Here is a 23,825-nt window from a genome sequence, read left to right as displayed (position 1 = left end):
TCAGAGCTTTTTTGCAGCCTCGAGAACGGCCTGCGCGTGGCCTGCAACCTTCACCTTGTTCCAGATTTCCGCGATTGTGCCATCCGGTGCGACAAGGACGGTGGTGCGTTCCACACCCATGTATTTCTTGCCATACATGCTCTTTTCCTTCCAGACGCCATAGGCTTCGAGAGCCTTGCGGTCCTCGTCGGAGGCCAGCATGACGGAAAGCGCGTGTTTGGCGGCAAATTTGTCGTGGCTTTTGACGCTGTCGGGCGAAATGCCGATGACGACGGCGTTGGCGGCCTCGAATTCGCCGCCCAGCGCGCTGAAGTCGATCGCTTCTGCGGTGCAGCCCGAAGTATCGTCCTTCGGGTAGAAATAGAGAATGACGGCCTTGCCTTGAAGTTTGGACAATGTCACCGTTCCTTCACCGTTACGGGGCAAAGTAAAATCCGGAGCCGGGCTGCCAATCGTCAAGTCTGTCATAATCTACCTTTCTTTCGCCGGGATGTTGAGTGAAAGTCGCCACATTCGATATATAGCGAAACCGCGCGTCGTCCAGATCACGATTGAGATTTCAGGTCTAATCGGTCCGAAATCTCAATCGTGATCTGGATTAAAGAATTAAAGCGGGATTCCAGACGAAAACCGCTTACACTTTTCGCCATCCCGCTCCGGTGTTGCGGCGAAACAAAAGCTATTCAGGGGCAAGCACGGGCGTATGGCTGAAGTCAGGGGTGAAAAGGTCAAGTTCGGCAGGCGCGATATCATTGCCCTGCACGATCTTCCTTCGGCACAGGCCGAAGATCCCATCATCGTGCATTGCCCGGCGCCGCGCTCCATGCTGCGCGCCTTTATCAAGATTTTCGCGGCTCTTTTCGTACTGGCCTTCCTGTCCATCGGCGGCATCATTCTTTCCGTCGAGACGGGATCGATCGACAAGACGCTCTCCAGCCAGGCGCAACAGGCGCTGGAGAGGGCGCTTGGACCGCATTACAGCGCCCGGATCGGCTCTTCGGCCATAAGGTTCTCCACCGGGCTGCGGCTGGCGCTGGTGGCCGAGGATGTGGATATCGTCGAAAAGGATTCCGGCCAGCATCTGAGCAGGGCCCGGGCGATCGGCATGGCGCTTGATCCGCTTGCGCTGCTGACCGGCCGCATCTCGGTACAGAGCCTAGAAGCCGATGGCATGGAGCTCGACACGGCGCTTTTGCCCAAGGGTAACGGTTTTGATCTTTCCAGCATCAAGCTCGACGCCGTACCGCAGCAATTGCAGGCTGCCTTCGGACAACTCGACAAGCTTGCCCAGGCTTTCCTGAGCAGCGGGACCGAGGAAATCGATATTTCCAGCGTTTCGGTGCATCTGCCGCCCGGCGAGCTTGGAAAACCACGCACCATCGAGATACGCGAGCTGTCGCTCACACCCGACCAGCAGGGTGGATATTCGCTTGACGGGGAGACGCTGTTTAACGGCGAGATCGCCAGTCTCTCGCTGACGACATCTGGATCCGGCGGCGTGATCGACGGTTTTCAGGCGCGGATCGACGGTTTCGATATCGGGCCGTTTCTGGAAAAATTCGATCCGCAGGGCAATCTGCACGAGGGGCTGAACGTCAAGACCGGTGTCAGCATCGTCGCCCGGCGCGCTGCGGAAGGGCACGAGCCGCAGCTGGAAGTTTCTGTCGGCATGGGCAACGGAACGCTTCTGATTGGTGGCGAAGCCCAGCCCTTCACGGCCGGCAGCGTCAATGCGCGCTATGATTTCGAAAAAAGTACCCTGGTAATCGCCAATTCGCGGCTGGAGCTGGGACGGACGATTATACCGGTTACGGGTGAAATCCGCGATACGGAGGAGGGTTTCGGCCTTTCACTCCGGGTCGACAACGGAATTGCTTCGGCCGAAGCCTCGGGCGAGGAGCCGGTTCCCTTCAGCCTGAGGGCGGATGGGCAATTTACGGCGGCGACAAAGCAGCTCGACGTTCCCTCGCTCTACGTTACCGGTCCGCTTGGAGACATGGCGGGATCGCTGAAAGTCCGCTTCGGTGAAGGCTCGCCGGAAATCAGCTTTGGCGGCCAGATCCCGAAGATGGAGGCCACGGCGGTCAAGCAGCTCTGGCCGTTCTGGATGGCGCACAAGCCGCGTGAGTGGGTGGTAACCAACCTTTATGGCGGCACGGTCACCAATGGCTCGATTGCGATCTTCATTCCGCAGGGGCGGATGTGCGGTCCCGGCTGCCCGCTGGTGCTCGGCGAGAGCGAAATGCAGATCCGCTTCGATATTGACGATACGCGGCTGAACACCACGGGCGATATTCCGCCGCTTCGGGATGTCGATGCACATTTCAATATGGTCGGCGGCGGCATGACCGTCGACATCGAGCGGGCGACATCCTATTTCCCGTCCAACCGGTCGCTTGCGCTGGAGAACAGCCGGTTCCTCATCTCCAATGTTTATGACAAGCCGCTGCTCGGAAATGTCGAGTTGAATGTTGCCGGCTCTGCCGACGCCGTTGCCGAGCTTGCGACGCTGAAGCCGATCAATGCGCTGAAGGATACGCAGTTCAAACCGGAAGATTTCACCGGTGACGTGAAGGCCAGTGCGAAGCTGACCGTTGGCCTGCTGTCCAGCCAGAACCCGCCTCCGCCGGTGTGGACGGCCGATCTCGATTTGAAGAACCTGGCGCTGACGAAGCCCTTTGCCGGTCACAAGGTGACGGCGCTGGACGGTTTCATGGCGTTGAACGACCGGCAGCTCAAGCTTGAGGGCAAGGGCCGTGTGGACGATGTGCCGATGGATATCGAGATGACGGAGCCGGTGCGCAAGAACGGCGATGTCCCCTCGACGCTGTCGCTGAAGGCGACCCTGAACGAAACGCAGGTCGCCAAGCTTGCGCCGGAACTGTCTTCGGTTCTTGGCGGCACGACGGTGCTGGAAGTTGATGGTGCGGATCCGAAACGGCAGGACATCAAGCTTGATCTGACCAAAGCGTCGATCATTCTGCCGGGGCTTGGCTGGAGCAAGGGTATCGGCATTCCGGCAAAAGCCGCCTTCACCACCGAGACAGTGGATGGCCGCACGACGATCAGTGATTTTTCCCTCGACGGGGACGGTTTCGGCGCCGCCGGCGATATCGCCTTCAGCAAGAACGGGCTGATTTCAGCCGATCTCAGCCGTGTGCAGCTGTCGCCCTCCGACAATTATGCCGTTTCCGTCGCGGCCTCCAAAAACGGCTATATCATCAACGCCTCGGGAAAATCCGCCGATGTCCGGCCGTTCCTTTCGAAACTGCGCAGCTCTTCCGGCGGCGGTGACGGCACGTCGCGCTCGCAGCCCTCGCTTGCCATCAAGACACAGTTCGACAAGGTCTATGGTTTCAACGACGAAATCCTCGCCAATGTCAGTTCCGATATCAGCGTGCGCGACGGCAAGGTGCGTTCGATCGATTTTCGCGGTGTCACCGGCAACGGCCAGGCGGTGGTGGCGCAGACCACCAATCGTGGCGCGACGGGAACCGTGACGCTGACCAGCAGCGACGCCGGTTCGCTTGCCCGTTTCGCCAATATCTACAGCCGCATCCGTGGCGGTCTTCTCAATCTGGCGCTGACGACCGCCAATGGCAGCGACTGGAGCGGTTCGCTCGACCTGCGCAATTTCGCCGTGGTCAACGAAGCGAAATTGCAGGATATCGTCGCCACCCCCGCCGGTGAAGACGGTAGAAGCCTCAACAATGCGGTTCGCCGCAACATCGATGTCAGTTCGGAGAAGTTCCAGCGCGGTTTTGCCCGGGTGGTTTACGTCAATGGCTCGGTTGCGGTGGAAAACGGCGTGGTGCGCGGTGAACAGATCGGCGCGACGTTCCAGGGGCTCCTCAAGGACCAGAGCGGCCGCATGGACATGACCGGTACCTTCATGCCCGCTTATGGCCTGAACCGGCTGTTTGGCGAGTTGCCCTTCATCGGTATTTTCCTCGGCAACGGCCGCGACCGGGGACTGCTCGGCATTACCTTCAAACTATCCGGCCAGACGGACCAGCCGAAGCTGACCATCAACCCGCTGTCGCTGATCGCGCCGGGTGTCTTCCGGCAGATTTTCGAATTTCAGTAACAGGGCCCGCATCACAAGGCGGCCACACACTCGACGTCATCCTCGGGCTTGACCCGAGGATCCATCATTGCGCCGGGCTGTGGATCCTCGGGTCAAGCCCGAGGATGACGGGGAGGGGTGAATTGATGACGGGGAGGGGTGGAGTTGTCCCGGGAGATGCTTTCGTTCCCCCGGAAGAACATCTCTCCGTTGCCCTTACGCCGGGCGAACCAGAACGTGCTTCTTCTTGCCGACTGACAGCTTGATGACGCCGTCACCGGTCACTTCACCGGTGCCGATCATCTGGCGCTCATCGGAAACACCCTGATCGTTGATCTTCACCGCGCCGCCCTGAACGTGGCGGCGGGCTTCGCCGTTCGAACCGGCAAGGCCGGCGCGGACGATGAGGGAGAGGACGCCGACGCCGGCTTCGAGTTCGGATGCCGGAACCTCGATGGAGGGCAGGTTTTCGGCGAGCGCGCCTTCCTCGAAGGTCTTGCGCGCGGTTTCAGCCGCTTCTTCCGCAGCAGCGCGACCATGCAGGATCGCCGTCACTTCGGTTGCGAGGATCTTCTTCGCTTCGTTGATCTCCGATCCGCCAAGCGCCGCAATGCGGGCGATTTCGTCCATCGGCAGGGTGGTGAAGAGCTTGGCGAAGCGCACGACATCCGCATCTTCGGTGTTGCGCCAGTATTGCCAGAAATCATAGACCGGCAGGAGGTCCTTGTTCAGCCACACGGCGCCCGATGCCGACTTGCCCATCTTCGCACCCGAAGAGGTGGTCAGAAGCGGCGAGGTCAGCGCGTAAAGCTGTGGCGTCCCCATGCGGTGACCGAGGTCGATGCCGTTGATGATGTTACCCCACTGGTCCGAGCCGCCCATCTGCAGCCGGCAGCCGGTGCGCTGGTTCAGTTCCACGTAATCGTAGGCCTGCAGGATCATGTAGTTGAATTCGAGGAAGGACAGCGACTGCTCGCGGTCGAGGCGCGTCTTCACGCTGTCGAAGGACAGCATACGGTTGACCGAGAAATGGCGGCCGACATCGCGCAGGAATTCGAGGTAGTTCAGACCACGTAGCCAGTCGGCATTGTTGATCATCAGCGCCGGATTATTGGCGCGGTCATAATCGAGGTAATTGGCGAAGACATGCTTGAGCGAGGTGATGTTGTCCTCGATCATGTCGATCGTCATCAACTTGCGGGCCTCTTCCTTGAAGGAGGGATCGCCCACCATGCCGGTGCCGCCGCCCATCAGGGAGATCGGCTGGTGTCCGGTCTTCTGCATCCAGTGCAGCATCATGATCTGGGTGAGATGGCCGACATGCAAACTCGAAGCCGTCGGGTCATAGCCGATATAGGCGGTCACGGTTTCCTTGGCGAACAGTTCGTCGAGACCTGCCTCATCGGAGATCTGGTGAATGAAGCCGCGCTCATCGAGCGTGCGGAGGAAATCGGACTTGAACCTGGACATAACCTTTTACTTTCTGGTTTGATCTTTGCTGTCATCGAGAACCAATGAACGTCGCGGCTTTATCATTGTTTTTTGAAATGTGCACCCGTTTCGGCCATGAATATCGGGATTCACAACATCATGATTCGATATTGCAAGGGAGCGGCGCGTGGGCGAGATCAAAACGGCGATCGGGCTGATGAGCGGCACATCGATGGACGGCATCGATATCGCCCTGTTGCGCACGGATGGCGAAAGCGTGGTGCGACACGGGCCGAGCGGTTATTTCCCCTATGATCCCGGTCTGCGCGCCATCTGGCAGAAGGCGCTCACGACAGCCAAATCCATCCGCGAACGGCGTGAGCGTCCGGGTGATCTGGGCGAGGCCGAGCGCAAGTTGACGCTTGCCCATGCGGCGGCGGTGAAATCCTTTCTCCATCGTCACCGGCTTCTGCCCGGTGATATCGATGTCATCGGGTTTCATGGACAGACCGTGCTGCACCGGCCGGATGAGGCGCTGACCGTACAGATCGGCGACGGCGCGCTGCTGGCCTCCGAAACCGGTATCGACGTGGTTTACGACATGCGGGCCAACGACATGGTGCATGGCGGGCAGGGCGCGCCGCTGATCCCCGCCTATCACATGGCGCTTTCCGCCAACTTGCCTGACGGGTTCGAAACGCCCGCCGTTTTCGTCAATATCGGCGGTATTTCCAATCTGACGTATATTGGTGAGGCATGGCGGCTTGCCGCCTTCGATAGCGGCCCCGGCAACATGCTGATCGACCAGTGGATCGAGGTGCATACGGGAAAGGCCTTCGACAAGGGTGGCAGAACGGCGGCGGGCGGCAGCGTCGTGGCCTCGCTGGTAGCGCGTTATATGGAAAGCCCGTTCTTCTCGGCCAATATCCGCCGCTCGCTCGATCGCGGCGATTTCGCGCCGCCGAAAAAGGGTGAGGTCTCGCTGGCGGATGGGGCACGGACGCTGGCGCATCTGACGGGTGCTGCCATCCTCAAATCGGCGAGCTATTTGCCGGAAACGGCGAAGACCTATGTGGTTTGCGGTGGTGGGCGGCTCAATCCGGTGATCATGGGGGAATTTGCCGAGCTTGCAGCAAAGTCCGGTGCGCAGGTGATCGCGGCGGAAGAGGCGGGGTTTGATGGCGGTGCGATGGAAGCGGAGGCCTGGGCCTATCTGGCGGTGCGTTCGCTTCAAGGGCTGCCGCTGACCTATCCGGGGACGACGGGGGTGAAGGAGCCGGTGACGGGTGGGGTTTTGGTGCGATCCCCATGAAGATCATGAATAAGATGGTGGGTGGGGCTTACCCCCCTCTGTCCTGCCGGACATCTCCCCCACAAGGAGGGAGATCGAATCGTGGCGACCTTCTGGCCATCTTTAACCTGGCAGTCTAGGCGAGGAGCAGGCGTCTTGCCAATCTCCCCACCTGTGGGGGAGATGCCCGGCAGGGCAGAGGGGGGTAAGCCCAGCCCGCCGGATATCACTATAGGAATTCAAGCCTGCCCGGATACCGGGCAGCCAATCACCGAATACGCTTCGCCGCCGGTTCCGGCACAAGCTCACCGTTCAGACGGCGGTCGAGGTAGTCCTCGCATTCGCCCATCAGCTCATCCACCTTGCCGTTGAAGAAGTGGTTGGCGCCGGGAAGGGTGCGGTGGGTGATGAGGATGCCCTTCTGGGTCTTCAGCTTTTCGACCAGACCGTTGACGTCCTTCTCAGGCGCGACCTTGTCGCTATCACCATTGATGATGAGGCCGGAGGACGGGCAGGGAGCGAGGAAGGAGAAGTCGTAGGTATTGGGCTGCGGCGCAATCGACATGAAGCCTTCGATTTCCGGACGGCGCATCAGAAGCTGCATGCCGATCCAGGCGCCGAAGGAATAACCGGCGACCCAGCAGCTTTTCGAATCGGGATGCAGGCTCTGCACCCAGTCGAGAGCGGAGGCGGCATCGGAAAGCTCGCCGGCGCCGTGGTCGAATTCACCCTGGCTGCGGCCGATGGAGCGGAAATTGAACCGGAGCGTCGTGAAACCGCGCTTCTGGAAAAGATAGAACAGCTGATAGACGATCTGGTTGTTCATCGTGCCGCCAAACTGCGGATGCGGATGAAGGATGATCGCGATTGGCGCGCTCTTTTCCTTGGAGGGTTGATAACGGCCTTCGAGGCGACCCGCAGGGCCGTTAAAGATGACTTCGGGCATTGGTACTCCGGTCCGTGTTTTTTCGTTCCCGAACCGCATTCTGCCAATGAGAAGACTTGACGAACTGTGTCAGCTTTTCTAGAACGCAGTTTAGAACAATTCGAAACTTTGCGTGTGCTTAAGCACTCGGGTGGTGTCATAAGGCAAGCGCAACTGTAATTTCAAGAAAAATGCGTTTTTGCGCATTGAAGATTGGATAAAGCCTCACCGCCATGACGGTTTTGACGCGCACATATATGGACTGGAACGCCACGGCGCCGCTTTTGCCTGCCGTGCGTGATGTTCTTGTGTCTGCGCTCGATCTTGCCGGCAACCCGTCTTCGGTTCACCGGGAAGGGCGCGCGGCCCGCGCCGCCATTGAGACCGCCCGCCGCGAGGTTGCAGCGCTTGCCGGTGCGCAGGCTGCCCATGTCACCTTCACCAGCGGGGCGACGGAAGCTGCCAATCTGGTGCTGACGCCTGAATTCAAAATGGGGCGCAGCCCGGTGCGGGTCAGCCGCCTTTACGTTTCGGCCATCGAACATCCAGCTTTCCGCGAAGGCGGACGGTTCGGCAAAGATGACGTTGCGGAAGTTCCCGTAACGTCAGCGGGTGTCCTTGACCTTGCGGCGCTTGAGGTGCTGCTGGCATCACACGATGCCGCTGCCGGCCTGCCGATGGTTGCCTGCATGCTGGTGAACAATGAGACCGGAATAGTTCAGCCGGTGGCGGAAGCGGCGCGGCTGGTGCACGCGGCCGGTGGATTGATGGTTGTCGACGCCGTGCAGGCGGCAGGCCGCATTCCGCTCGATATCCATGCGCTCGATGCCGATTTCCTCGTCATCTCGTCGCACAAGCTTGGTGGACCCAAGGGTGTCGGCGCTCTCATCTCGCGCGGTGAGGTGATGATGCCGAAGCCGCTGATCCATGGCGGCGGGCAGGAAAAGGGACATCGCTCGGGTACGGAAAATACCCTGTCCGTCATCGGTTTCGGTGCTGCGGCGGCTGTTGCGACCCTGAATGTGGGCGTTGAAGCGGCGCGTCTTGCCGCGTTGCGGGCGCGACTGGAGGACGGCATGCGGGTGAGTGCGCCCGACGTGATCATTCACGGCGAGGATGTCGCCCGTATCGGCAATACCACGTTTTTCACCCTGCCTGGCCTGAAGGCAGAAACGGGGCAGATCGCCTTCGATATAGAAGGGATTGCGCTGTCTGCCGGTTCGGCCTGCTCATCCGGCAAGGTCGGGGAAAGCCATGTGCTGAGCGCGATGGGGTGCGATCCGAAGCTCGGTGCGCTCAGGATTTCGCTTGGCCATGCGACTGACGAGGCGGACATAGACAGGACGCTTGCGGCGTTCACGAAAATTGCCGGGCGGCGCAAGCTTTCCGGTCAGGCCGCGTAAAATGCGGCAAAGAATTGCGGAATCGCAAATTTCCGCTTGCCGGGATGTGTGAAAAGCGCCATCCCGCACCTACATGGGTATAAGCTCCGCCCCGGCTGACGGCTCGGAACGATTTGCCCGAAGATGAATAAGGCGGCTTTCCGCCTTGATACGTTGACAAGCCACCGGACCTTGGCTCCGGCGAGATTGGAGAACGACATGGCAGCGGTTCAGGAAACGATCGATCAGGTACGCCAGATCGATGTGGACCAGTACAAATACGGCTTCGAAACCAATATCGAAGTCGACAAGGCCCCGAAGGGCCTTTCGGAAGAGGTGATCCGTTTCATCTCGGCCAAGAAGCAGGAGCCCGAATGGATGCTGGAATGGCGTCTTGAGGCTTACAAGCGCTGGCTGACGATGGAAGAGCCGACCTGGGCGCGCGTCAGCTATCCCAAGATCGACTTCAACGATCTCTATTATTACGCGGCGCCGAAAAGCACGCCCGGCCCGAAGTCGCTCGATGAAGTCGATCCCGAGCTTCTGAAGGTCTATGAAAAGCTCGGCATTCCGCTGAAGGAACAGGAAATCCTCGCCGGTGTTGAAAAGCGCCAGGTGGCGGTGGATGCCGTGTTCGACAGCGTCTCAGTCGTCACCACCTTCAAGGCGGAACTGGCCAAAGCCGGTGTGATCTTCATGTCGATTTCGGAAGCCGTGCGCGAGCATCCGGAACTGGTGAAGAAATATCTCGGCTCGGTCGTTCCGACGACGGACAATTTCTACGCGACGCTGAACTCCGCTGTCTTTACCGACGGTTCCTTCGTGTTCGTGCCGAAGGGTGTTCGCTGCCCGATGGAGCTTTCCACCTATTTCCGCATCAACGAAAAGAACACCGGCCAGTTCGAGCGCACGCTTATCATCGCCGAAGAGGGTGCATACGTCTCCTATCTGGAAGGCTGCACCGCTCCCCAGCGCGACGAGAACCAGCTTCACGCCGCCGTGGTTGAACTCGTGGCGCTCGATGACGCCGAAATCAAATATTCCACCGTCCAGAACTGGTATCCGGGCGACAAGGAAGGCAAGGGCGGCATCTACAACTTCGTGACCAAGCGCGGCGATTGCCGTGGCAACCGTTCGAAGATTTCGTGGACACAGGTGGAAACCGGCTCGGCGATTACCTGGAAATACCCGTCCTGCATTCTGCGCGGTGATGACAGCCGTGGCGAATTCTATTCGATCGCGGTCTCCAACGGCCACCAGCAGATCGATAGCGGCACCAAGATGATCCATCTCGGCAAGAACACCTCGAGCCGCATCATCGCCAAGGGCATTGCCGCCGGCTTTTCTGAAAACGTCTATCGCGGCCAGGTGTCTGCTCACCGCAAGGCGACCAACACGCGCAATTTCACGCAGTGTGACTCGCTTCTGATCGGCGACAAGTGCGGCGCGCATACCGTGCCCTATATCGAGGCGAAGAATTCCTCCGCTCATTTCGAGCATGAGGCGACGACGTCGAAGATTTCCGAAGACCAGCTGTTCTACTGCCTGCAGCGCGGCATCCCGGAAGAAGCGGCCATCGCACTGATCGTCAACGGCTTCGTCAAGGAAGTCATTCAGGAACTGCCGATGGAATTTGCTGTGGAAGCGCAGAAGCTGATCGGCATTTCGCTGGAAGGTTCGGTCGGTTAACTCTTGCTCGACGTCATCCTCGGGCTTGACCCGAGGATCTACGGCCCTTGGCCTGAGCAGAGACAACCCACTTCCTGGATCCTCGGGTCAAGCCCGAGGATGACGGATGAGAGATTTGAGACAAGCCCTGACGGGGCGCACGAGGCGGTCCTTGAAACCGCACCATGAACAGGAACAAAACCATGCTTGAAATCATCGACCTGCACGCAAAGATCGCCGATACCGAAACCGAGATCATCAAGGGTCTCAACCTGAAGGTTGCCGCTGGTGAGGTTGCCGCCATCATGGGGCCGAACGGTTCCGGCAAGTCGACGCTGTCCTACATCCTGTCGGGCCGCGAAGATTATGAAGTCACCTCCGGTGACATTCTTTATAACGGCGAAAGCATTCTGGAACTGGATGCTGCCGAGCGTGCGGCCAAGGGCATCTTCCTTGCCTTCCAGTATCCGGTTGAAATTCCCGGTGTCGCCACCATGCAGTTCCTCAAGGTTGCGATGAACGAGCAGCGCAAGGCGCGCGGCGAGTCCGAGCTGACGACGCCGGACTTCATCCGCCGCGTCAAGGAAGCGGCCGGCGATCTGAAGATCGACATGGAGATGCTGAAGCGTCCGCTGAACGTCGGTTTTTCCGGCGGGGAGAAGAAACGCGCTGAAATCCTGCAGATGGCGCTTCTGGAGCCGAAACTCTGCGTGCTCGACGAAACCGATAGCGGTCTCGACATCGACGCCCTGAAGATCGTGGCTGACGGCGTCAACGCGCTGAAGTCGCCGGATCGCGCCACTGTCGTCATCACCCACTATCAGCGCCTGCTTGATTACATCGTGCCTGACAGCGTTCACGTTCTCTACAAGGGCAAGATCATCCGCTCGGGTGACAAGGCGCTGGCGCTGGAACTGGAAAACAATGGTTACGCCGACATCATCGGTGAAGCGGCCTAAGCCAGAGGCCAGGAGGTGATGTCCATGAACATTCAAGCTACCAACCGGCTGACGCCAGCGGAAACCGCGCTGGTCGACGCCTATACCGCCAAGTTCAGCGAATTGCCCGGTGACGGTGCCGTTGTCGCTGCTCGCGACGTGCTGTTCGATGATCTGAAGACGGGTGGTCTTCCGACCCGCCGCATCGAGGCGTGGCACTATACCGATCTGAAAAGCCTGCTGCGTGCCGTTCCGGAAGACCGGCCCGCGCCGGTTATCGAGAAGCAGGCGCCGACGGTTGCCGGCTCTCTGGTTGCCTATATGCAGCACGGCACGGCCGATATCGGCAAGATCGAAGACATCCGCGTGTCGCGCTTTGCTGAAAGCCTGGCTGACGGTTCTGCAGCCGCAGGCCTTGCGGAAGCCAGCAAGGATGACGCGATCGGCCGCATCAACGGCAGCTTCGTGCGTGATGGTCTGGTGCTCGATATCCCTGCCGACGCCGAGGTCGAAAAGCCGATCGAATTGCAGGCGATCCATGGCGCAGGCCAGGTTCACAGCCGCTTCCCGGTTCGTTTCGGCAAGGGTTCGAAGGCAACCGTCATCGAGCGTCACCTTTCGGTGACGTCCGATGCAGCTTTTGTTTCCTCCGTTACCGACATCGTCGTTGAAGACGGCGCGGAAGTGACCTGGATCATCCTGCAGCAACAGGGTGCCGCCGATATCCATCTTGCCCAACTGCGCATGAAAATCGGCGCGGATGCCAAGATTCGCCTGTTCATTGTCAATGCCGGCGGCAAGCTGGTGCGGCAGGAACTGCGCATCGACGTGGAAGGCGAGGGTACGGACCTCATCGTTCGTGGCGTCAACCTTTTGGGTGGCGAAACCCATACCGACGTGACGATGGTTCTTGGTCACAACGTGCCGAACACGACCTCGACGGAAGTGTTCCGCAACGTGGTGTTCGACCGTGCCAAGGGCATTTTCCAGGGCATGATCCGGGTGGCGCCCGATGCCCAGAAGACCGACGCGAAAATGGCGTGCAATACGCTGCTGATGTCTGACGATGGCGAGTTCTCGGCCAAGCCGGAATTGGAAATCTTCGCTGACGACGTTCAGTGCGGCCATGGTGCGACGGTTGCCGACATCAGCGACAACCATCTCTACTACCTGATGGCGCGCGGCGTGCCGCGGGCAAAGGCGCGGGCGATGCTCGTCAACGCCTTCGTCGCCGAGATCGTCGAGGAACTGGAAGAAGAAAACCTGGTAGAGGCGCTGGAGACGATCATCTCCGGCTGGCTGGAACATCATGCCTGAGAGCGAACGCGCCGCAGGGGCGGCCCCTTATGACATCGAAGCCGTGCGCCGGGATTTCCCGATCCTGTCGCGCGAGGTCTATGGCAAGCCGCTGGTCTATCTCGACAACGGCGCGTCCGCTCAAAAACCGCAGGTGGTGATCGACGCCGTTTCGCATGCTTATGCGAACGAATACGCCAATGTGCATCGCGGCCTGCATTTCCTCTCCAATGCCGCAACCGACGCCTATGAGGCGGCGCGCGAAAAGGTGCGCCGGTTCCTGAACGCCGGTTCGGTGGACGAGATCGTCTTCACCAAGTCATCCACCGAGGCGATCAATACGGTTGCCTATGGTTACGGCATGCCCAAGATCGGCGAGGGCGACGAGATCGTCATCTCGATCATGGAGCATCATTCCAACATCGTGCCATGGCATTTCATCCGCGAGCGGCAGGGTGCGAAGCTCGTCTGGGTGCCTGTTGATGATGACGGCGCGTTCCACATCGAGGCTTTCGAAAAGAGCCTGACGGAGCGCACCAAGCTCGTTGCCATCACCCATATGTCGAATGCGCTCGGCACCATCGTGCCGGTCAAGGAAATCTGCCGCATCGCCCATGAGCGCGGCATTCCGGTGCTGATCGATGGTTCGCAGGGCGCGGTTCACATGCCGGTCGATGTGCGCGATATCGATTGCGACTGGTATGTGATGACCGGCCACAAGCTTTACGGTCCCTCGGGCATCGGCGTGCTCTATGGCAAGGCGGATCGCCTGCGCGAGATGCGGCCGTTCCAGGGCGGCGGCGAGATGATCCTCGACGTTTCCGAAGACAATGTCACCTATAACGAGCCGCCGCACCGTTTCGAAGCTGGCACGCCACCCATCGTGCAGGCGATCGGCCTCGGTTACGCGCTTGATTACATGGACAATCTCGGCCGTGCCGCGATTGCTGCTCACGAGGCCGATCTTGCCGCTTATGCCGCGGAGCGCCTGCGCGAAATCAATTCGCTGCGCATCATCGGCAATGCGCCTGACAAGGGCGGCATCTTCTCCTTCGAGCTTGCGGGCATCCATGCCCATGATGTCTCGATGGTGATTGACCGGCGCGGTGTTGCCGTGCGGGCCGGCACCCATTGCGCCATGCCGCTCTTGAAACGGTTCGGCGTCACCTCCACATGCCGGGCATCGTTCGGCCTTTACAATACCCGCGCCGAAGTAGACTCTCTTGTCGAGGCGCTGGACTATGCGCGCAAATTTTTCGCCTGATATCGGCATAAAGAGATCAGGATTGAGGATCAGACCATGACTGCGGAAGCCACTGCAAAGACACCCGATGCGACCGAAGAAGCGGCAAAGCCGTCTTCCATTCCGCCTGACGAGCTGGCGCGTCTCAGCGACGATGTGATCTCGGCGCTGAAAACCGTCTATGACCCGGAAATCCCGGCCGATATTTTCGAACTCGGTCTGATCTACAAGATCGACATCGAGGACGACCGGATGGTCAAGATCGTCATGACGCTGACGGCACCCGGTTGCCCGGTGGCCGGTGAAATGCCGGGCTGGGTGGAAAACGCGGTTGGTGCTGTCGAAGGTGTTTCCGGTGTTACCGTCGAAATGACATTCGATCCGCCGTGGACACCGGACCGTATGTCCGAAGAAGCGCAGGTCGCCGTCGGCTGGTATTAAGTCTGACGCGATTTTGACAGGTGTCATCTCTTGATGACATTGTCGGGTGCACTTAAATTGAATTCCATAAGCATCGAGCCTTGAACTCGATTGTCGAAGGAGAATGGGCCCATGGGCTTTGCGATCATGACCATGACCGGGGCTGCGGCCTCGCGTGTTAAAGCAATCGTCGAAAATTCCGGCCCGGACGCCAGGGGCGTGCGCGTCGGCATCAAGAAGGGCGGCTGCGCGGGCATGGAATATACCATCGACCTCGTGACCGAGCCGGATGCGAAAGACGATCTGGTCGAATTCGAAGGCGCCAGGGTCTGGGTTCAGCCTTCCGCCGTGCTTTATCTGCTCGGCACCCAGATGGATTTCGAAGTGACCAAGATGCGCTCCGGCTTCACCTTCAACAATCCGAACCAGACATCCGCCTGCGGATGCGGTGAATCGGTTGAGCTGAAGCCCGCCGATCTGGCGGCGCTGGCGAAACAGCGTGAGGCAGAGGCCAGCGTTTGATTGGTTACGCTCTCTCTGCGATGGAGAGACAGACCTTTCTTATGCACACAGCGTTCCCACAAACGCGACGTCATCCTCGGGCTTGACCCGAGGATCCATCCCCGTCAAATCGCTTGAGACGTTTGTAGATCCTCGGGTCAAGCCCGAGGATGACGGATGAGAGGGTTCAGATTGTTTTTCCGCAAACTGCGCCCCGCGACTGCTGTTTGAGGGCTTCGATAAAATCCGCCAGCGGATGGATTGATGGCGTCGTCATCAACAGCGGCTCGAGAGCCGCAGCGATCGTCCCGCAATCCTCCCCGGCAAGTGACCGAAGGCTTGAGCTGACTTTGTTATAGTCGGGTGTCCCGCGTGACGCGAGGGAGCGATCGATCACAAACAGCTCCGTCTGTCCGTCAATCCGTTCGACGAAGAGGGCGAGCGAACCGCCGTCTGCGGCAGCAGCGCTGTCCGATACCGATTTGAACATCCAAACTCCATCCGGTAAACTTGAGGGCGAGCGTATCCGATTAGCGCCCTGACGCACTATCAGCAAGCTTATCGGATATTTTGCTAGGTTTGGCGGAGATGCGGAACCGCAAGCCTTCCATGCTGTGGGAAGGCGTTTCGGGCCGCCGGCAGGATTGATCGTGGGGAGTGGACCGGGATGGATATCAGCAGCGCCTCGAGTGATATCTGGACGATAGGTGTGATCGTCGCCAGCGTCGTGGCTGGCCTGACGCTGATTGCCGGTATTGTTTGCCTTGCGTTTTACTGGGAGGAGACAAAGGGAACTGCGGCATCCAAGGGTGACGCGTTGAATAGCCCGCCGCTCGAACGGACTGAGGGTGGAGACTGGCCGACAGCGCACGGCGACGGCAGTGGGGGAGCGCATCATTGAACAGGCAGCTATGTGATGAGGCCGGAACCCGATATCAAAGCCGATGTGCGAGCGGCATTTGCGGGTGTCACTTTGGGCGTCGGCGTCGGCCTCTCCGAGGCTCAGGCGCTTGACGACTACGCGAGTAATGAGGTTCGCACCGCATGTCGTGCTGGCGATGAGAAGAATGATTGGGCGGCGATCCCACCGAGGGACCTCAACAGACATTCCGGCAGCCCCGCCTTCCTTGATGCTGAAGGAATGCAGATTTCATCTGCCTGCCTATATGATCGCCGATCTTGATGGCGACTACAGGCATGAATTCGCACCCTATTTATGCGGGTGCCAGGAGAAGTTTTCCTTATTGACCCCTTTGCAGCGGAATGCCGTGGAAATGTATCTCCGCGCCATCAGTGAAAAGGAAAACCTGCCGTCCTATCAGGACGATGTGGAGCGCGCGCTCGAAGAATGGGCGGATAGTGCACATTCCCCGGCGAGCGATTAGAGCGGATCGGGTCAATCCCCCAGGAAGACGTGGAGGTGCGATTTCTTCTCACAAAAAGCCGGTTGCGGTTTGAACGCCGGCTTTCATTCATGTCGCAATGCTTCGATCGGGCTTAAACTTGCCGCCCGACGTGCCGGGAAATAGCCGAAAATCACGCCGATGGCCGCCGAAAAGGCAAAGGCAAGGAAGATGATCGACGGGCTGGTGACGAAGGGCACGTTGAGATAACCGACGACGGCATAAGCGAGGCCGAGGCCGGTGAGGATACCGACGAGGCCGCCGAAGGCCGACAGCATGACGGCTTCCACCAGAAACTGCGTCAGCACCTGTTTTTCCAGCGCGCCGATGGCGAGACGAATGCCGATCTCGCGGGTGCGTTCCGTCACCGAAACCAGCATGATGTTCATGATGCCGATGCCGCCGACCAGAAGGCTGACGGCGGCGACCGCGCCTAAGAGACCGGTCAGCAGCGTCGTCGTGCCGGTCATGGCCGAGGCGATCTGCGTCATGTCGTTGACGGTAAAATCATCCTCGCGGCCAATGTTGATGCGGCGGCGCTCGCGCAGCAGGTTCTGCAGGTCGCTCTGCACCTTGGCGGTGGAAACGCCATCCTGCGCCGAGACCATGATCGAGGAGATGGTGGTGGTGCCGCCGATGCGCCGCTGATGAATTTTCAGCGGCATGATGATGGTGTCGTCCTGATCGTCACCGAGGCCGGACTGGCCTTTTCTGGCGAGAACGCCAATGACGGGGCAGGAGATGTTGCTGACGCGGATCGTCTGTCCCACCGGGTTTTCCGCGCCGAACAGTTCCTGCCGCACCGTTTCACCGATGATGCAGCCGATCTGGCCGCCGCGATCTTCTGCCGGCTGGAAATCGCGGCCGAGCGCGATGGTCCAGTCCTGCGCGATCAGATAGTCGTTGGTGGTGCCGATGACGCTGGTCTGGTGGTTCTTGCCGCCGAAAATGACCGTTGCGGCCGAGCTGCGGTTTTGCGGCGCAACGGCGCGAATGCCCGATATCTGGTTGCGGATGGCCTCGACATCGCGGTCGTCGAAGCGCTTCGCCTCGGTGCTGGCACGGCCGGGGCCAAATTGGCCGGGGCGCACGAACAGCATGTTGGTGCCGAGCCGCGACAGTTCCGATTTCACCTGTTCCGTGGTGCCGTTGCCGATGGTTACCATGGCGATGACGGCGGCCACACCAATGACGACGCCGAGCACGGTGAGGAAGGAGCGCAGGAGGTTGCGGCTGATGGCGCGCAGCGCCAGACGCGACGTTTCAAAGAACATCGGAGCTCTCCTTTTTTTCCGCGGCGCTATCGGAGGCAAGATGCCCGTCAACAAAGCGCAGCAGGCGCCCCGCATGGGCGGCGATATCCTCTTCATGCGTGACCATGACCACCGTGATGCCCCTGTCGCGATTGAGCGCGGTGATGAGGTCCATGATCTCGTTGCTGGTCTTCGTGTCGAGGTTACCGGTCGGCTCGTCGGCCAGCAACAGGGCAGGGCGGGTGACGATGGCCCGTGCAATGGCCACACGCTGCTGCTGGCCACCGGAAAGCTCCTGCGTGGTGTGATCCTCGCGGCCCTTCAAACCCACCTGTGCCAGCGCCTCCATGGCGCGGGCGCGCCGTTCAGACGCCTTCATGCCGCGATAGACCAGTGGCAGCTCGACATTTTCCACTGCCGAGGTGCGTGACAGAAGGTTGAAGCCCTGAAACACGAAACCCAGCATGTGGCGACGCAGCAGCGTCAGGTGCTCATTGTCGAAGCCGCTGGTCGGCACGCCCTGAAACAGATATTCGCCAGCCGTTGGCACATCCAGACAGCCGATGATGTTCATCGACGTGGATTTGCCCGAGCCTGACGGCCCCATGATGGCGACGAATTCCTTCTCGTGGATCGACAGGCTGACGCCATCGAGCGCGCGAATGGTTGCTTCGCCGCGGCCATATTGCTTGACGACGTTGCGGAATTCGATGAGCGGCGGCTTTTGCATCGGGTCTTCCTCCGTCAGCCGGCGTTGCGGGCCGTTGCGTCGGTAATCACCTGATCATCGGCTTTCAGCTCGCCCGATTTGACCACGGTGTGCTGGCCGTCAGTGGAACCGGTTTCGATGGAGACGGAGACGGGATTGTTGTTGCGCAGCACCCACACCGTTCTTTTGCCCGTCGCGGCTTGACCCGCATCGCGGTTCTGCGAGCGGCCCATGCGGGGCGGGCGGAACAGGCTCATCAACCCGCCACTACGCGAGGCGGATTCGCGCGGCGGCGTATAACGGAGCGCCGAATTCGGCACCAGCAGCGTGTCCTTGATTTCCTCGACAATGATATTGGCCGTCGCCGTCATGCCCGGGCGCAGCAGCAGTTCCTCGTTATCGACGGTCAATATGCCCTTGTAGGTCACGACGTTGGATACGGTTTCCGAGGCGAAGCGCACGGTCTCAATTTCGGCCGGGAAGCTGCGATCGGGATAGGCATCGACATTGAACGTCGCTTTCTGCCCGGTTTCGACCTTGCCGACATCCGCCTCATCCACGGAGACCTGCAATTCCATGTGGCGCAGATCGCCGGCGATGGTGAACAACACCGGGGCATTCAGCGAGGAGGCGACGGTGGCGCCGGGATCGACGCTGCGGGTGAGGATGACGCCATCGATGGGCGAAACGATCTTGGCCTTGCCGAGATTGACCTCGGCGAGCCTCAGATCCGCTTCCGCTGAAAGCACGGTCGCCTCGTTGACGTCAAGCGTGGCGGCGGCGGCATCGTGGCTGAACTGGGCCGCATCCAGATCCTGCTGGCTGGAGACCCGGTTCTGCACCAGTGATCTCAGCCGCTCCATGGACGTTTTCGCCGAACCGAGATCGGCGCGTGCCTTCAGCACGCTGGCCTTGGCGGAGGCAAGCTTGGCGCGGGCGCTCTGCACGTCGGCTTCGAGCTTGTTGGTGTCGAGCTCGGCCAGAATATCGCCGGACTTTACCGGGGTATTGTAGGTGACATTGACCTTGCGCACCGTGCCGGACAATTCGCTCGATATATCGACCTGATCGGTTGGCTGGACCGAGCCGGTGGAGGTGACGATGACGGAAAGATCACCCTGTTTTGCCGGTTCGGTTACATAGTTATAGGCGACGCCTGCGGCACGCGACTGGTAATAATAACCGAGGCCGCCGCCGATCAGCACGATGGCAGCCACGGCATAAAGATACCGACGCGATTTCTTCTTCCTGCCGGATCTGTTCGTGCCCAGAATCTCCCGCAGATCGGGCTGGCTGTTTTCCGTGTCACGGCCTTGGCTGTTGGCGTCATTCATTCTCGTCACCTGCAAAATTCAAAACACCACAGGGGATTGTCGCCACCCCTGTGTTTTCCGCTCGGTCCATTGCTATTTGTATTCCTCTGATTGTGGGAAGTGACATAGCTTGCCCAAAGGGTGAAGTGAAAACTTGGTAATATTTATGATAGTTCTGGTCTGTTAGAGATAATTCCGGAAAGGCCGATGCCAGCGATACGGCACAGGCTTCAGCAGCGACATTCAGGACGATGATAGAATGAACGACAATGTGGTGAAGTTCCGCAAACCGGTGCCGCCGAAAAAACCGCGCGAACCGCTGGGGCCGAAAGCGAAAAAGACGCTGACGATTGTGGTTGTCATCGCGTTTTTTGTGGCGGCTTGGGGGTATTTCACGCTGATGGGGCAGGGGTAGGGCATAAGGCCGGCGTTGGCGCTCCTGCTTGGGGCGGAATGGACGGCGTAAGTATTCAAGACGGCCAAGACGGGTGTCTCTGGAGACGATTTGGACCTAGGGGTGGCGTCGCTGGTTCTGTTGCCGGCTATTGGCCCCTAGCGGTCATGACCTTCATACGCGAAGCGGCTATTGCAGGAGGGGTTAGCTCATCTCAGGAGAGGTAGCCGGCTTCCTTTTGCATAACGATTAGGGCAGGCATCGATCACGCAGTACGGCGGTGTCCATACCAAAGCCTCCGCCACTCTTCCCACTGCGTCGCCTCCGTCAGGCAATCGGACTATAGCACGCTAGTCGCTGTGTGGCCCTGAACGGATATCATTTGCAAGAAATTATGTTCGCTCATGCGTAGGCTACCCAGCCGCGGAAACTGATTGCTTGATAAAATTGTGTGATGCTCGTGAAACCTGCTTCCTGCAGATATTCTCGCTCTTCTTCCGGTGACCTTATGAAGGCTTTTCTCATCCCTATCTTAGCTGCGTTACGTCTATCGGCGTCCATCTGTGAAGAAGCGCCAAAGTTGACATGCCGTTCGATCCAGGTTGAGTAAGCTGGTTCGCTCAATGGGAAACTGACGTGAGCTAGCACGAACGGCGAGCCCGGTCGGAGACGCTGGCGAATGCCATCAAGCGTGACCTTCCTATCCTCGGGCGAGATATGGTGGAATACGAGCAGACATACTGCACCATCGAAAGGCCCAGCGGGTGCAACAGAGATGTTGCCATTGTGAAGAGCTATGCGCTCACTAAGGTTTCCAATCGTTTTTTGTGCCAGTGCAAGCATGTCCGATGACGGATCGACACCATCAAATTTCCAACCTGACTGCTGTTCAGACAGTGCTTTTAGCTCAAGGCCACCACCCGCACCGACCACGAGCACTCGCCCGTCCTGGGGCACCCGTTCGGCCAAAAGCAGTCCTGCCATGCGATGAAGTCCATCGAGTCCTGGAACGTTGCGTCTAGCTCCTTCGATATAATCAGCCTGCCTTCCATCAAATGTACCCACAGCGACAACTCCTTTTTTGCGTTTATCGTAACAACATAAGTTACGTAATACGCCGGTGCAATACCTCATATCAGGACAGCGAGCACCGCGGCGACAGCTATGGTACAATACCGCCCAATCAACACGGCCAAGGGAGATGGAATCTATGAAAGGTTTTCGCGACAGTGTGCTTTTTCCGATCACCCTCCTGATCAGCGGCATGGTCGTGTTTTTTCTCTTCCTCTACGTGACAGGCCACGACCCGGATGAGCGCCCCCTGACGCTCGCCGAGTGGGTTATCGGCGGCATGCTGATCGGACCGGGTTTCGGTTATCTCGTGAAATGGAGAAACATGAGGAATAGCCGCGATACTAACGCAGACTGATCGCGCGCTGCGATCGGACCCAACCAGTCATTCATGGATGATGTGAGAAGCGGTGGCGACCCCTGCAGGACTCGAACCTGCGACCTACTGCTTAGAAGGCAGTTGCTCTATCCAGTTGAGCTAAGGGGCCGTCATGCCGGGCATGGATGCTCCGGCAGAAATCTTAAAATGATCGTGTTTCAGTGCGTCCAGGGCTGGGTGCGGTTGAAACGGAAATTGTCGGTGTAGGAAACCACCTTGCGGGTCGCTTCCTTCGGCAGGATGACGCGGTATTCGATGCCCTTGCGCTGCGCATAGGCTTCGGCCTGCTCCTGCGTCTCGAATGTCAGCTTGACCTGCTGTTTCATGTCGGAACTGGAGGTGTAGCCCATGATCGGGTCGATCTTGCGGGGAACTTCGGCGTCGAATTCCAGGACCCAGACATTGGTCTTCGCCGTGCCGGATTGCATGGCGGTTTTTGCAGGGCGGTAAATCTTCGCAGACATGTCGAAACTGCTCCGGTTGGGCGGTGGGGCGTAACACCCCGGATTATTCTTCACGTACCTGAATAGAATAACCAAATCGTGTCAGGAACGCTGAATTTGGAATGGACTGACTTACCCTGAGAGTCAAGATGAATATCCCCTCGCTTTCCCGCGGTGATCCTCCCGCATCGGCACCGTGCTCCGCCGATCAAGACAATGGCTGAACAAAGATGAATTTCCCTGTTGCGGACTTCAGGTGAACCGTGTATTCCCCAGCCATCGCCTCGGCGGAGTGTAGCGCAGTCTGGTAGCGCATCTGGTTTGGGACCAGAGGGTCGGGAGTTCGAATCTCTCCACTCCGACCATTTTAAAGCAGAACATCAGCTTTCCGGCGTAACCCCTTCAAACATGATTCTTTTCAGTCTGCGGATGGCCCGGCCAATGTGCTTTCGGCCGTGCCGATTGTCATGACATTGCCGCGCCATGCCACCGCGCTGCCGATCCAGCTGCGGGTCCAGACGACGGGCATGATCATATCCCGGGCGATCATGGCAGGCAGCGTATAGAGGGATAGCGGCCAGCCATTGAGGGCTGCGAGCACCAGTTCCGGCGCATACATGATGGCAAGCACGGCAAAAGCGGTGATGACGGCGTTTATGTCCATCATCGCAGCGGCAGCGAGCGCAAGGAGGAGCGGGGGAAGGGCGCCGGTCAGGATTTCCGGTGCGAAATATTGCGGGAAGGTCACGCGCCTCAGCCGCGCCCAGCGGGTCTGGCGCGACCAGATTTCACTGGGGTGGCGCTGGCCGAGCGGCTGCTCGAAAGGCGGCGAGACCAGATGCACCCTGCGGCCGGCGTTTCGGACCAGTTTGGTCGAGGCGGCGTCTTCGGCGATTTCGGCGGCGAGCGCGCGGATGCCGCCATGGTCTTCGAGGAATGGCTTGTTCCACAACATCGACTTGCCCTGTGCGAAGCCGATGCCGATCGCTTCCGCCGCATATTGCCAGCGGCCCTGCGAGCCATTGAGGAAGGCGCATTCCACATGCGCCCAGAAGCCCGCCGGACGTGAGCCAAGCGGCGGCGAGCAGACCAGCCCGCTATCCGGCCGCCAGGCTGACATCATGGTCGCTATGTAGGATTTCGGCATCAGCACGTTCGAATCGGCAAGGATGACCCATTCGTGCCGGGCGGCGCGCCAGCCCTTGACGCAATTGTTCAGCTTCGGATTGGCGCTGATACGGTCGTCGCCGAGCAGCACCTGCGCCGAGACCGCAGGGAAGGCGGCGCTCGTCCGGCGCACCTCTTCGATCACCGGATCGAATTCATCGGCGATGCAAAACAGCAATTCATAATCCGGCCAGTCGAGTTCAAACGCCCGCGACAGCGTCAGCGACGTGAAGTTTTCGACACCGCGCAGGGGCACCACGATCGAGACGGGTGGCTTTTGTCGCACAAGTGCGTTTTCCGTGTCGCGCCGCCTCAGGCGCCAGCCGGCCAGACCAATGCCGAGAAGATTGAAGGCAAGGAGCAGAATTGCGCAAAGAGCAAAGACAGTTTCCATGCTGGCCAGTTCCACTCCCTAGCTTCCGGCGGTTCACCCGCCAACCGATTCCATGGAATTCGTCTTTGCCGATTATAACGTTTAGGTGACAGTTACATGTCATCATCGGCGGGCGGGCAGGCTGCATGGCATGAGAAA

At 59.3% G+C, this 23,825-nt stretch carries 24 protein-coding genes and 2 tRNA genes; 15 read left to right on the top strand and 11 right to left on the bottom strand.

Annotated elements, in window-relative coordinates:
• Window positions 1-468, bottom strand: a complete 468-nt coding sequence (locus PL640_RS21880; protein ID WP_142840106.1) for a peroxiredoxin — start codon at window positions 466-468, stop codon at window positions 1-3.
• Window positions 469-703: 235 nt separating this feature from the next.
• On the opposite strand from PL640_RS21880, the gene PL640_RS21875 reads away from it, so the two are divergent.
• Window positions 704-4,087, top strand: coding sequence for a YhdP family protein (locus PL640_RS21875; RefSeq protein WP_271363524.1), 3,384 nt, complete (start codon window positions 704-706; stop codon window positions 4,085-4,087).
• 195 nt (window positions 4,088-4,282) lie between these two features.
• Here PL640_RS21875 and tyrS read toward each other — a convergent pair whose 3' ends face one another.
• Window positions 4,283-5,536, bottom strand: a complete 1,254-nt coding sequence (gene tyrS, locus PL640_RS21870; RefSeq protein ID WP_269712131.1) for a tyrosine--tRNA ligase — start codon at window positions 5,534-5,536, stop codon at window positions 4,283-4,285.
• A gap of 148 nt (window positions 5,537-5,684) precedes the next feature.
• Between tyrS and PL640_RS21865 the strand changes: the two genes are divergently transcribed.
• Complete coding sequence (locus tag PL640_RS21865; RefSeq protein WP_271363523.1) at window positions 5,685-6,809, top strand: anhydro-N-acetylmuramic acid kinase; 1,125 nt, start codon at window positions 5,685-5,687, stop codon at window positions 6,807-6,809.
• 247 nt (window positions 6,810-7,056) lie between these two features.
• Here the strand turns inward: PL640_RS21865 and PL640_RS21860 are convergent, their stop codons facing one another.
• Window positions 7,057-7,734 carry an alpha/beta hydrolase gene (locus PL640_RS21860; RefSeq protein WP_020012833.1) on the bottom strand — a complete coding sequence of 226 codons (678 nt, stop codon included), beginning with the start codon at window positions 7,732-7,734 and terminating at the stop codon, window positions 7,057-7,059.
• Window positions 7,735-7,946: 212 nt separating this feature from the next.
• Here PL640_RS21860 and PL640_RS21855 point away from each other — a divergent pair, with 212 nt between their 5' ends.
• The 7 genes from PL640_RS21855 (at window position 7,947) to sufA (ending at window position 15,182) form a co-directional block, all read left to right on the top strand.
• Window positions 7,947-9,116 (top strand): cysteine desulfurase family protein, encoded by a 1,170-nt coding sequence (locus tag PL640_RS21855; protein WP_271363522.1) that lies wholly within the window; start codon window positions 7,947-7,949, stop codon window positions 9,114-9,116.
• 198 nt (window positions 9,117-9,314) lie between these two features.
• Entirely contained in the window at window positions 9,315-10,784 is a 1,470-nt protein-coding gene (gene sufB / locus PL640_RS21850; RefSeq protein ID WP_006698793.1) for a Fe-S cluster assembly protein SufB, read from the top strand.
• 182 nt (window positions 10,785-10,966) lie between these two features.
• Entirely contained in the window at window positions 10,967-11,722 is a 756-nt protein-coding gene (gene sufC, locus PL640_RS21845) for a Fe-S cluster assembly ATPase SufC (protein ID WP_003522658.1), read from the top strand.
• Between the two features lie 24 nt (window positions 11,723-11,746).
• On the top strand, window positions 11,747-13,018 hold the full coding sequence (gene sufD, locus PL640_RS21840) for a Fe-S cluster assembly protein SufD (protein ID WP_271363521.1): 1,272 nt from the start codon (window positions 11,747-11,749) through the stop codon (window positions 13,016-13,018).
• Complete coding sequence (locus PL640_RS21835) at window positions 13,011-14,261, top strand: cysteine desulfurase (RefSeq protein WP_271363520.1); 1,251 nt, start codon at window positions 13,011-13,013, stop codon at window positions 14,259-14,261. The genes sufD and PL640_RS21835 overlap by 8 nt, the downstream gene beginning before the upstream one ends.
• Before the next feature lie 36 nt (window positions 14,262-14,297).
• Window positions 14,298-14,681, top strand: coding sequence for an SUF system Fe-S cluster assembly protein (locus tag PL640_RS21830; RefSeq protein WP_065115927.1), 384 nt, complete (start codon window positions 14,298-14,300; stop codon window positions 14,679-14,681).
• Between the two features lie 111 nt (window positions 14,682-14,792).
• A complete protein-coding gene (gene sufA, locus PL640_RS21825; RefSeq protein WP_035224262.1) occupies window positions 14,793-15,182 on the top strand; it encodes a Fe-S cluster assembly scaffold SufA in 390 nt (129 codons plus the stop codon).
• 166 nt (window positions 15,183-15,348) lie between these two features.
• On the opposite strand, the gene PL640_RS21820 is transcribed toward sufA, so the two are convergent.
• Window positions 15,349-15,651 (bottom strand): hypothetical protein, encoded by a 303-nt coding sequence (locus tag PL640_RS21820; RefSeq protein WP_271363519.1) that lies wholly within the window; start codon window positions 15,649-15,651, stop codon window positions 15,349-15,351.
• 177 nt (window positions 15,652-15,828) lie between these two features.
• On the opposite strand from PL640_RS21820, the gene PL640_RS21815 reads away from it, so the two are divergent.
• Genes PL640_RS21815 through PL640_RS21810 form a run of 3 tightly spaced genes read left to right on the top strand, consistent with a single transcriptional unit; the run spans window position 15,829 to window position 16,546 of the window.
• Window positions 15,829-16,062, top strand: a complete 234-nt coding sequence (locus PL640_RS21815; RefSeq protein WP_271363518.1) for a hypothetical protein — start codon at window positions 15,829-15,831, stop codon at window positions 16,060-16,062.
• Window positions 16,063-16,077: 15 nt separating this feature from the next.
• Window positions 16,078-16,344 carry a DUF6714 family protein gene (locus PL640_RS25780; RefSeq protein WP_309578158.1) on the top strand — a complete coding sequence of 89 codons (267 nt, stop codon included), beginning with the start codon at window positions 16,078-16,080 and terminating at the stop codon, window positions 16,342-16,344.
• Complete coding sequence (locus PL640_RS21810; protein ID WP_271363517.1) at window positions 16,289-16,546, top strand: hypothetical protein; 258 nt, start codon at window positions 16,289-16,291, stop codon at window positions 16,544-16,546. Before PL640_RS25780 ends, PL640_RS21810 begins: the two co-directional genes overlap by 56 nt.
• An 83-nt stretch (window positions 16,547-16,629) precedes the next feature.
• On the opposite strand, the gene PL640_RS21805 is transcribed toward PL640_RS21810, so the two are convergent.
• From PL640_RS21805 to PL640_RS21795, 3 genes are read right to left on the bottom strand one after another with little or no spacing between them, the layout of a single operon-like run.
• Window positions 16,630-17,838, bottom strand: a complete 1,209-nt coding sequence (locus PL640_RS21805) for an ABC transporter permease (protein ID WP_142840097.1) — start codon at window positions 17,836-17,838, stop codon at window positions 16,630-16,632.
• A complete protein-coding gene (locus tag PL640_RS21800) occupies window positions 17,828-18,547 on the bottom strand; it encodes an ABC transporter ATP-binding protein (protein WP_142840096.1) in 720 nt (239 codons plus the stop codon). The genes PL640_RS21805 and PL640_RS21800 overlap by 11 nt, the downstream gene beginning before the upstream one ends.
• Window positions 18,548-18,561: 14 nt before the next feature.
• Window positions 18,562-19,860 (bottom strand): efflux RND transporter periplasmic adaptor subunit, encoded by a 1,299-nt coding sequence (locus tag PL640_RS21795; protein WP_142840095.1) that lies wholly within the window; start codon window positions 19,858-19,860, stop codon window positions 18,562-18,564.
• 238 nt (window positions 19,861-20,098) lie between these two features.
• On the opposite strand from PL640_RS21795, the gene PL640_RS21790 reads away from it, so the two are divergent.
• The gene (locus tag PL640_RS21790; protein ID WP_271363516.1) at window positions 20,099-20,254 is read left to right on the top strand and encodes a hypothetical protein; all 156 of its coding nucleotides are present in this window, start codon (window positions 20,099-20,101) and stop codon (window positions 20,252-20,254) included.
• A 381-nt stretch (window positions 20,255-20,635) separates the two neighbouring features.
• Here the strand turns inward: PL640_RS21790 and PL640_RS21785 are convergent, their stop codons facing one another.
• Window positions 20,636-21,217: a class I SAM-dependent methyltransferase gene (locus PL640_RS21785; protein ID WP_271363515.1), complete on the bottom strand. Its 582-nt coding sequence runs from the start codon at window positions 21,215-21,217 to the stop codon at window positions 20,636-20,638.
• A 226-nt stretch (window positions 21,218-21,443) separates the two neighbouring features.
• Between PL640_RS21785 and PL640_RS21780 the strand changes: the two genes are divergently transcribed.
• A complete protein-coding gene (locus PL640_RS21780) occupies window positions 21,444-21,662 on the top strand; it encodes a hypothetical protein (protein ID WP_271363514.1) in 219 nt (72 codons plus the stop codon).
• A 53-nt stretch (window positions 21,663-21,715) separates the two neighbouring features.
• Here PL640_RS21780 and PL640_RS21775 read toward each other — a convergent pair.
• Window positions 21,716-21,792: transfer RNA gene (locus tag PL640_RS21775), tRNA-Arg, on the bottom strand.
• A 49-nt stretch (window positions 21,793-21,841) separates the two neighbouring features.
• Window positions 21,842-22,147, bottom strand: coding sequence for an ETC complex I subunit (locus PL640_RS21770; protein WP_010971882.1), 306 nt, complete (start codon window positions 22,145-22,147; stop codon window positions 21,842-21,844).
• Window positions 22,148-22,414: 267 nt separating this feature from the next.
• Between PL640_RS21770 and PL640_RS21765 the strand changes: the two genes are divergently transcribed.
• Window positions 22,415-22,491, top strand: a tRNA-Pro gene (locus tag PL640_RS21765).
• A 53-nt stretch (window positions 22,492-22,544) separates the two neighbouring features.
• Here the strand turns inward: PL640_RS21765 and PL640_RS21760 are convergent.
• Window positions 22,545-23,687 carry a ceramide glucosyltransferase gene (locus PL640_RS21760; RefSeq protein WP_271363513.1) on the bottom strand — a complete coding sequence of 381 codons (1,143 nt, stop codon included), beginning with the start codon at window positions 23,685-23,687 and terminating at the stop codon, window positions 22,545-22,547.
• Between the last annotated feature and the right edge of the window lie 138 nt (window positions 23,688-23,825).

It is taken from the genome of Agrobacterium sp. ST15.16.024, from assembly GCF_027956545.1.
In the GTDB taxonomy this organism is placed as follows: Bacteria; Pseudomonadota; Alphaproteobacteria; order Rhizobiales; family Rhizobiaceae; genus Agrobacterium; species Agrobacterium cucumeris.
This window is presented reverse-complemented; position numbering and strand designations above follow the sequence as displayed.

What these genes read in the sequence shown, in the direction of transcription:
- PL640_RS21880 (WP_142840106.1), bottom strand. Translation starts at nt 468, where the DNA reads ATGACAGACTTGACGATTGGCAGCCCGGCTCCGGATTTTACTTTGCCC.
- PL640_RS21875 (WP_271363524.1), top strand. Translation starts at nt 704, where the DNA reads ATGGCTGAAGTCAGGGGTGAAAAGGTCAAGTTCGGCAGGCGCGATATC.
- tyrS (WP_269712131.1), bottom strand. Translation starts at nt 5,536, where the DNA reads ATGTCCAGGTTCAAGTCCGATTTCCTCCGCACGCTCGATGAGCGCGGC.
- PL640_RS21860 (WP_020012833.1), bottom strand. Translation starts at nt 7,734, where the DNA reads ATGCCCGAAGTCATCTTTAACGGCCCTGCGGGTCGCCTCGAAGGCCGT.
- PL640_RS21855 (WP_271363522.1), top strand. Translation starts at nt 7,947, where the DNA reads ATGACGGTTTTGACGCGCACATATATGGACTGGAACGCCACGGCGCCG.
- sufB (WP_006698793.1), top strand. Translation starts at nt 9,315, where the DNA reads ATGGCAGCGGTTCAGGAAACGATCGATCAGGTACGCCAGATCGATGTG.
- sufC (WP_003522658.1), top strand. Translation starts at nt 10,967, where the DNA reads ATGCTTGAAATCATCGACCTGCACGCAAAGATCGCCGATACCGAAACC.
- sufD (WP_271363521.1), top strand. Translation starts at nt 11,747, where the DNA reads ATGAACATTCAAGCTACCAACCGGCTGACGCCAGCGGAAACCGCGCTG.
- PL640_RS21835 (WP_271363520.1), top strand. Translation starts at nt 13,011, where the DNA reads ATGCCTGAGAGCGAACGCGCCGCAGGGGCGGCCCCTTATGACATCGAA.
- PL640_RS21830 (WP_065115927.1), top strand. Translation starts at nt 14,298, where the DNA reads ATGACTGCGGAAGCCACTGCAAAGACACCCGATGCGACCGAAGAAGCG.
- sufA (WP_035224262.1), top strand. Translation starts at nt 14,793, where the DNA reads ATGGGCTTTGCGATCATGACCATGACCGGGGCTGCGGCCTCGCGTGTT.
- PL640_RS21820 (WP_271363519.1), bottom strand. Translation starts at nt 15,651, where the DNA reads ATGTTCAAATCGGTATCGGACAGCGCTGCTGCCGCAGACGGCGGTTCG.
- PL640_RS21815 (WP_271363518.1), top strand. Translation starts at nt 15,829, where the DNA reads ATGGATATCAGCAGCGCCTCGAGTGATATCTGGACGATAGGTGTGATC.
- PL640_RS25780 (WP_309578158.1), top strand. Translation starts at nt 16,078, where the DNA reads ATGAGGCCGGAACCCGATATCAAAGCCGATGTGCGAGCGGCATTTGCG.
- PL640_RS21805 (WP_142840097.1), bottom strand. Translation starts at nt 17,838, where the DNA reads ATGTTCTTTGAAACGTCGCGTCTGGCGCTGCGCGCCATCAGCCGCAAC.
- PL640_RS21800 (WP_142840096.1), bottom strand. Translation starts at nt 18,547, where the DNA reads ATGCAAAAGCCGCCGCTCATCGAATTCCGCAACGTCGTCAAGCAATAT.
- PL640_RS21795 (WP_142840095.1), bottom strand. Translation starts at nt 19,860, where the DNA reads ATGAATGACGCCAACAGCCAAGGCCGTGACACGGAAAACAGCCAGCCC.
- PL640_RS21790 (WP_271363516.1), top strand. Translation starts at nt 20,099, where the DNA reads ATGAACGACAATGTGGTGAAGTTCCGCAAACCGGTGCCGCCGAAAAAA.
- PL640_RS21785 (WP_271363515.1), bottom strand. Translation starts at nt 21,217, where the DNA reads ATGGCAGGACTGCTTTTGGCCGAACGGGTGCCCCAGGACGGGCGAGTG.
- PL640_RS21780 (WP_271363514.1), top strand. Translation starts at nt 21,444, where the DNA reads ATGAAAGGTTTTCGCGACAGTGTGCTTTTTCCGATCACCCTCCTGATC.
- PL640_RS21770 (WP_010971882.1), bottom strand. Translation starts at nt 22,147, where the DNA reads ATGTCTGCGAAGATTTACCGCCCTGCAAAAACCGCCATGCAATCCGGC.
- PL640_RS21760 (WP_271363513.1), bottom strand. Translation starts at nt 23,687, where the DNA reads ATGGAAACTGTCTTTGCTCTTTGCGCAATTCTGCTCCTTGCCTTCAAT.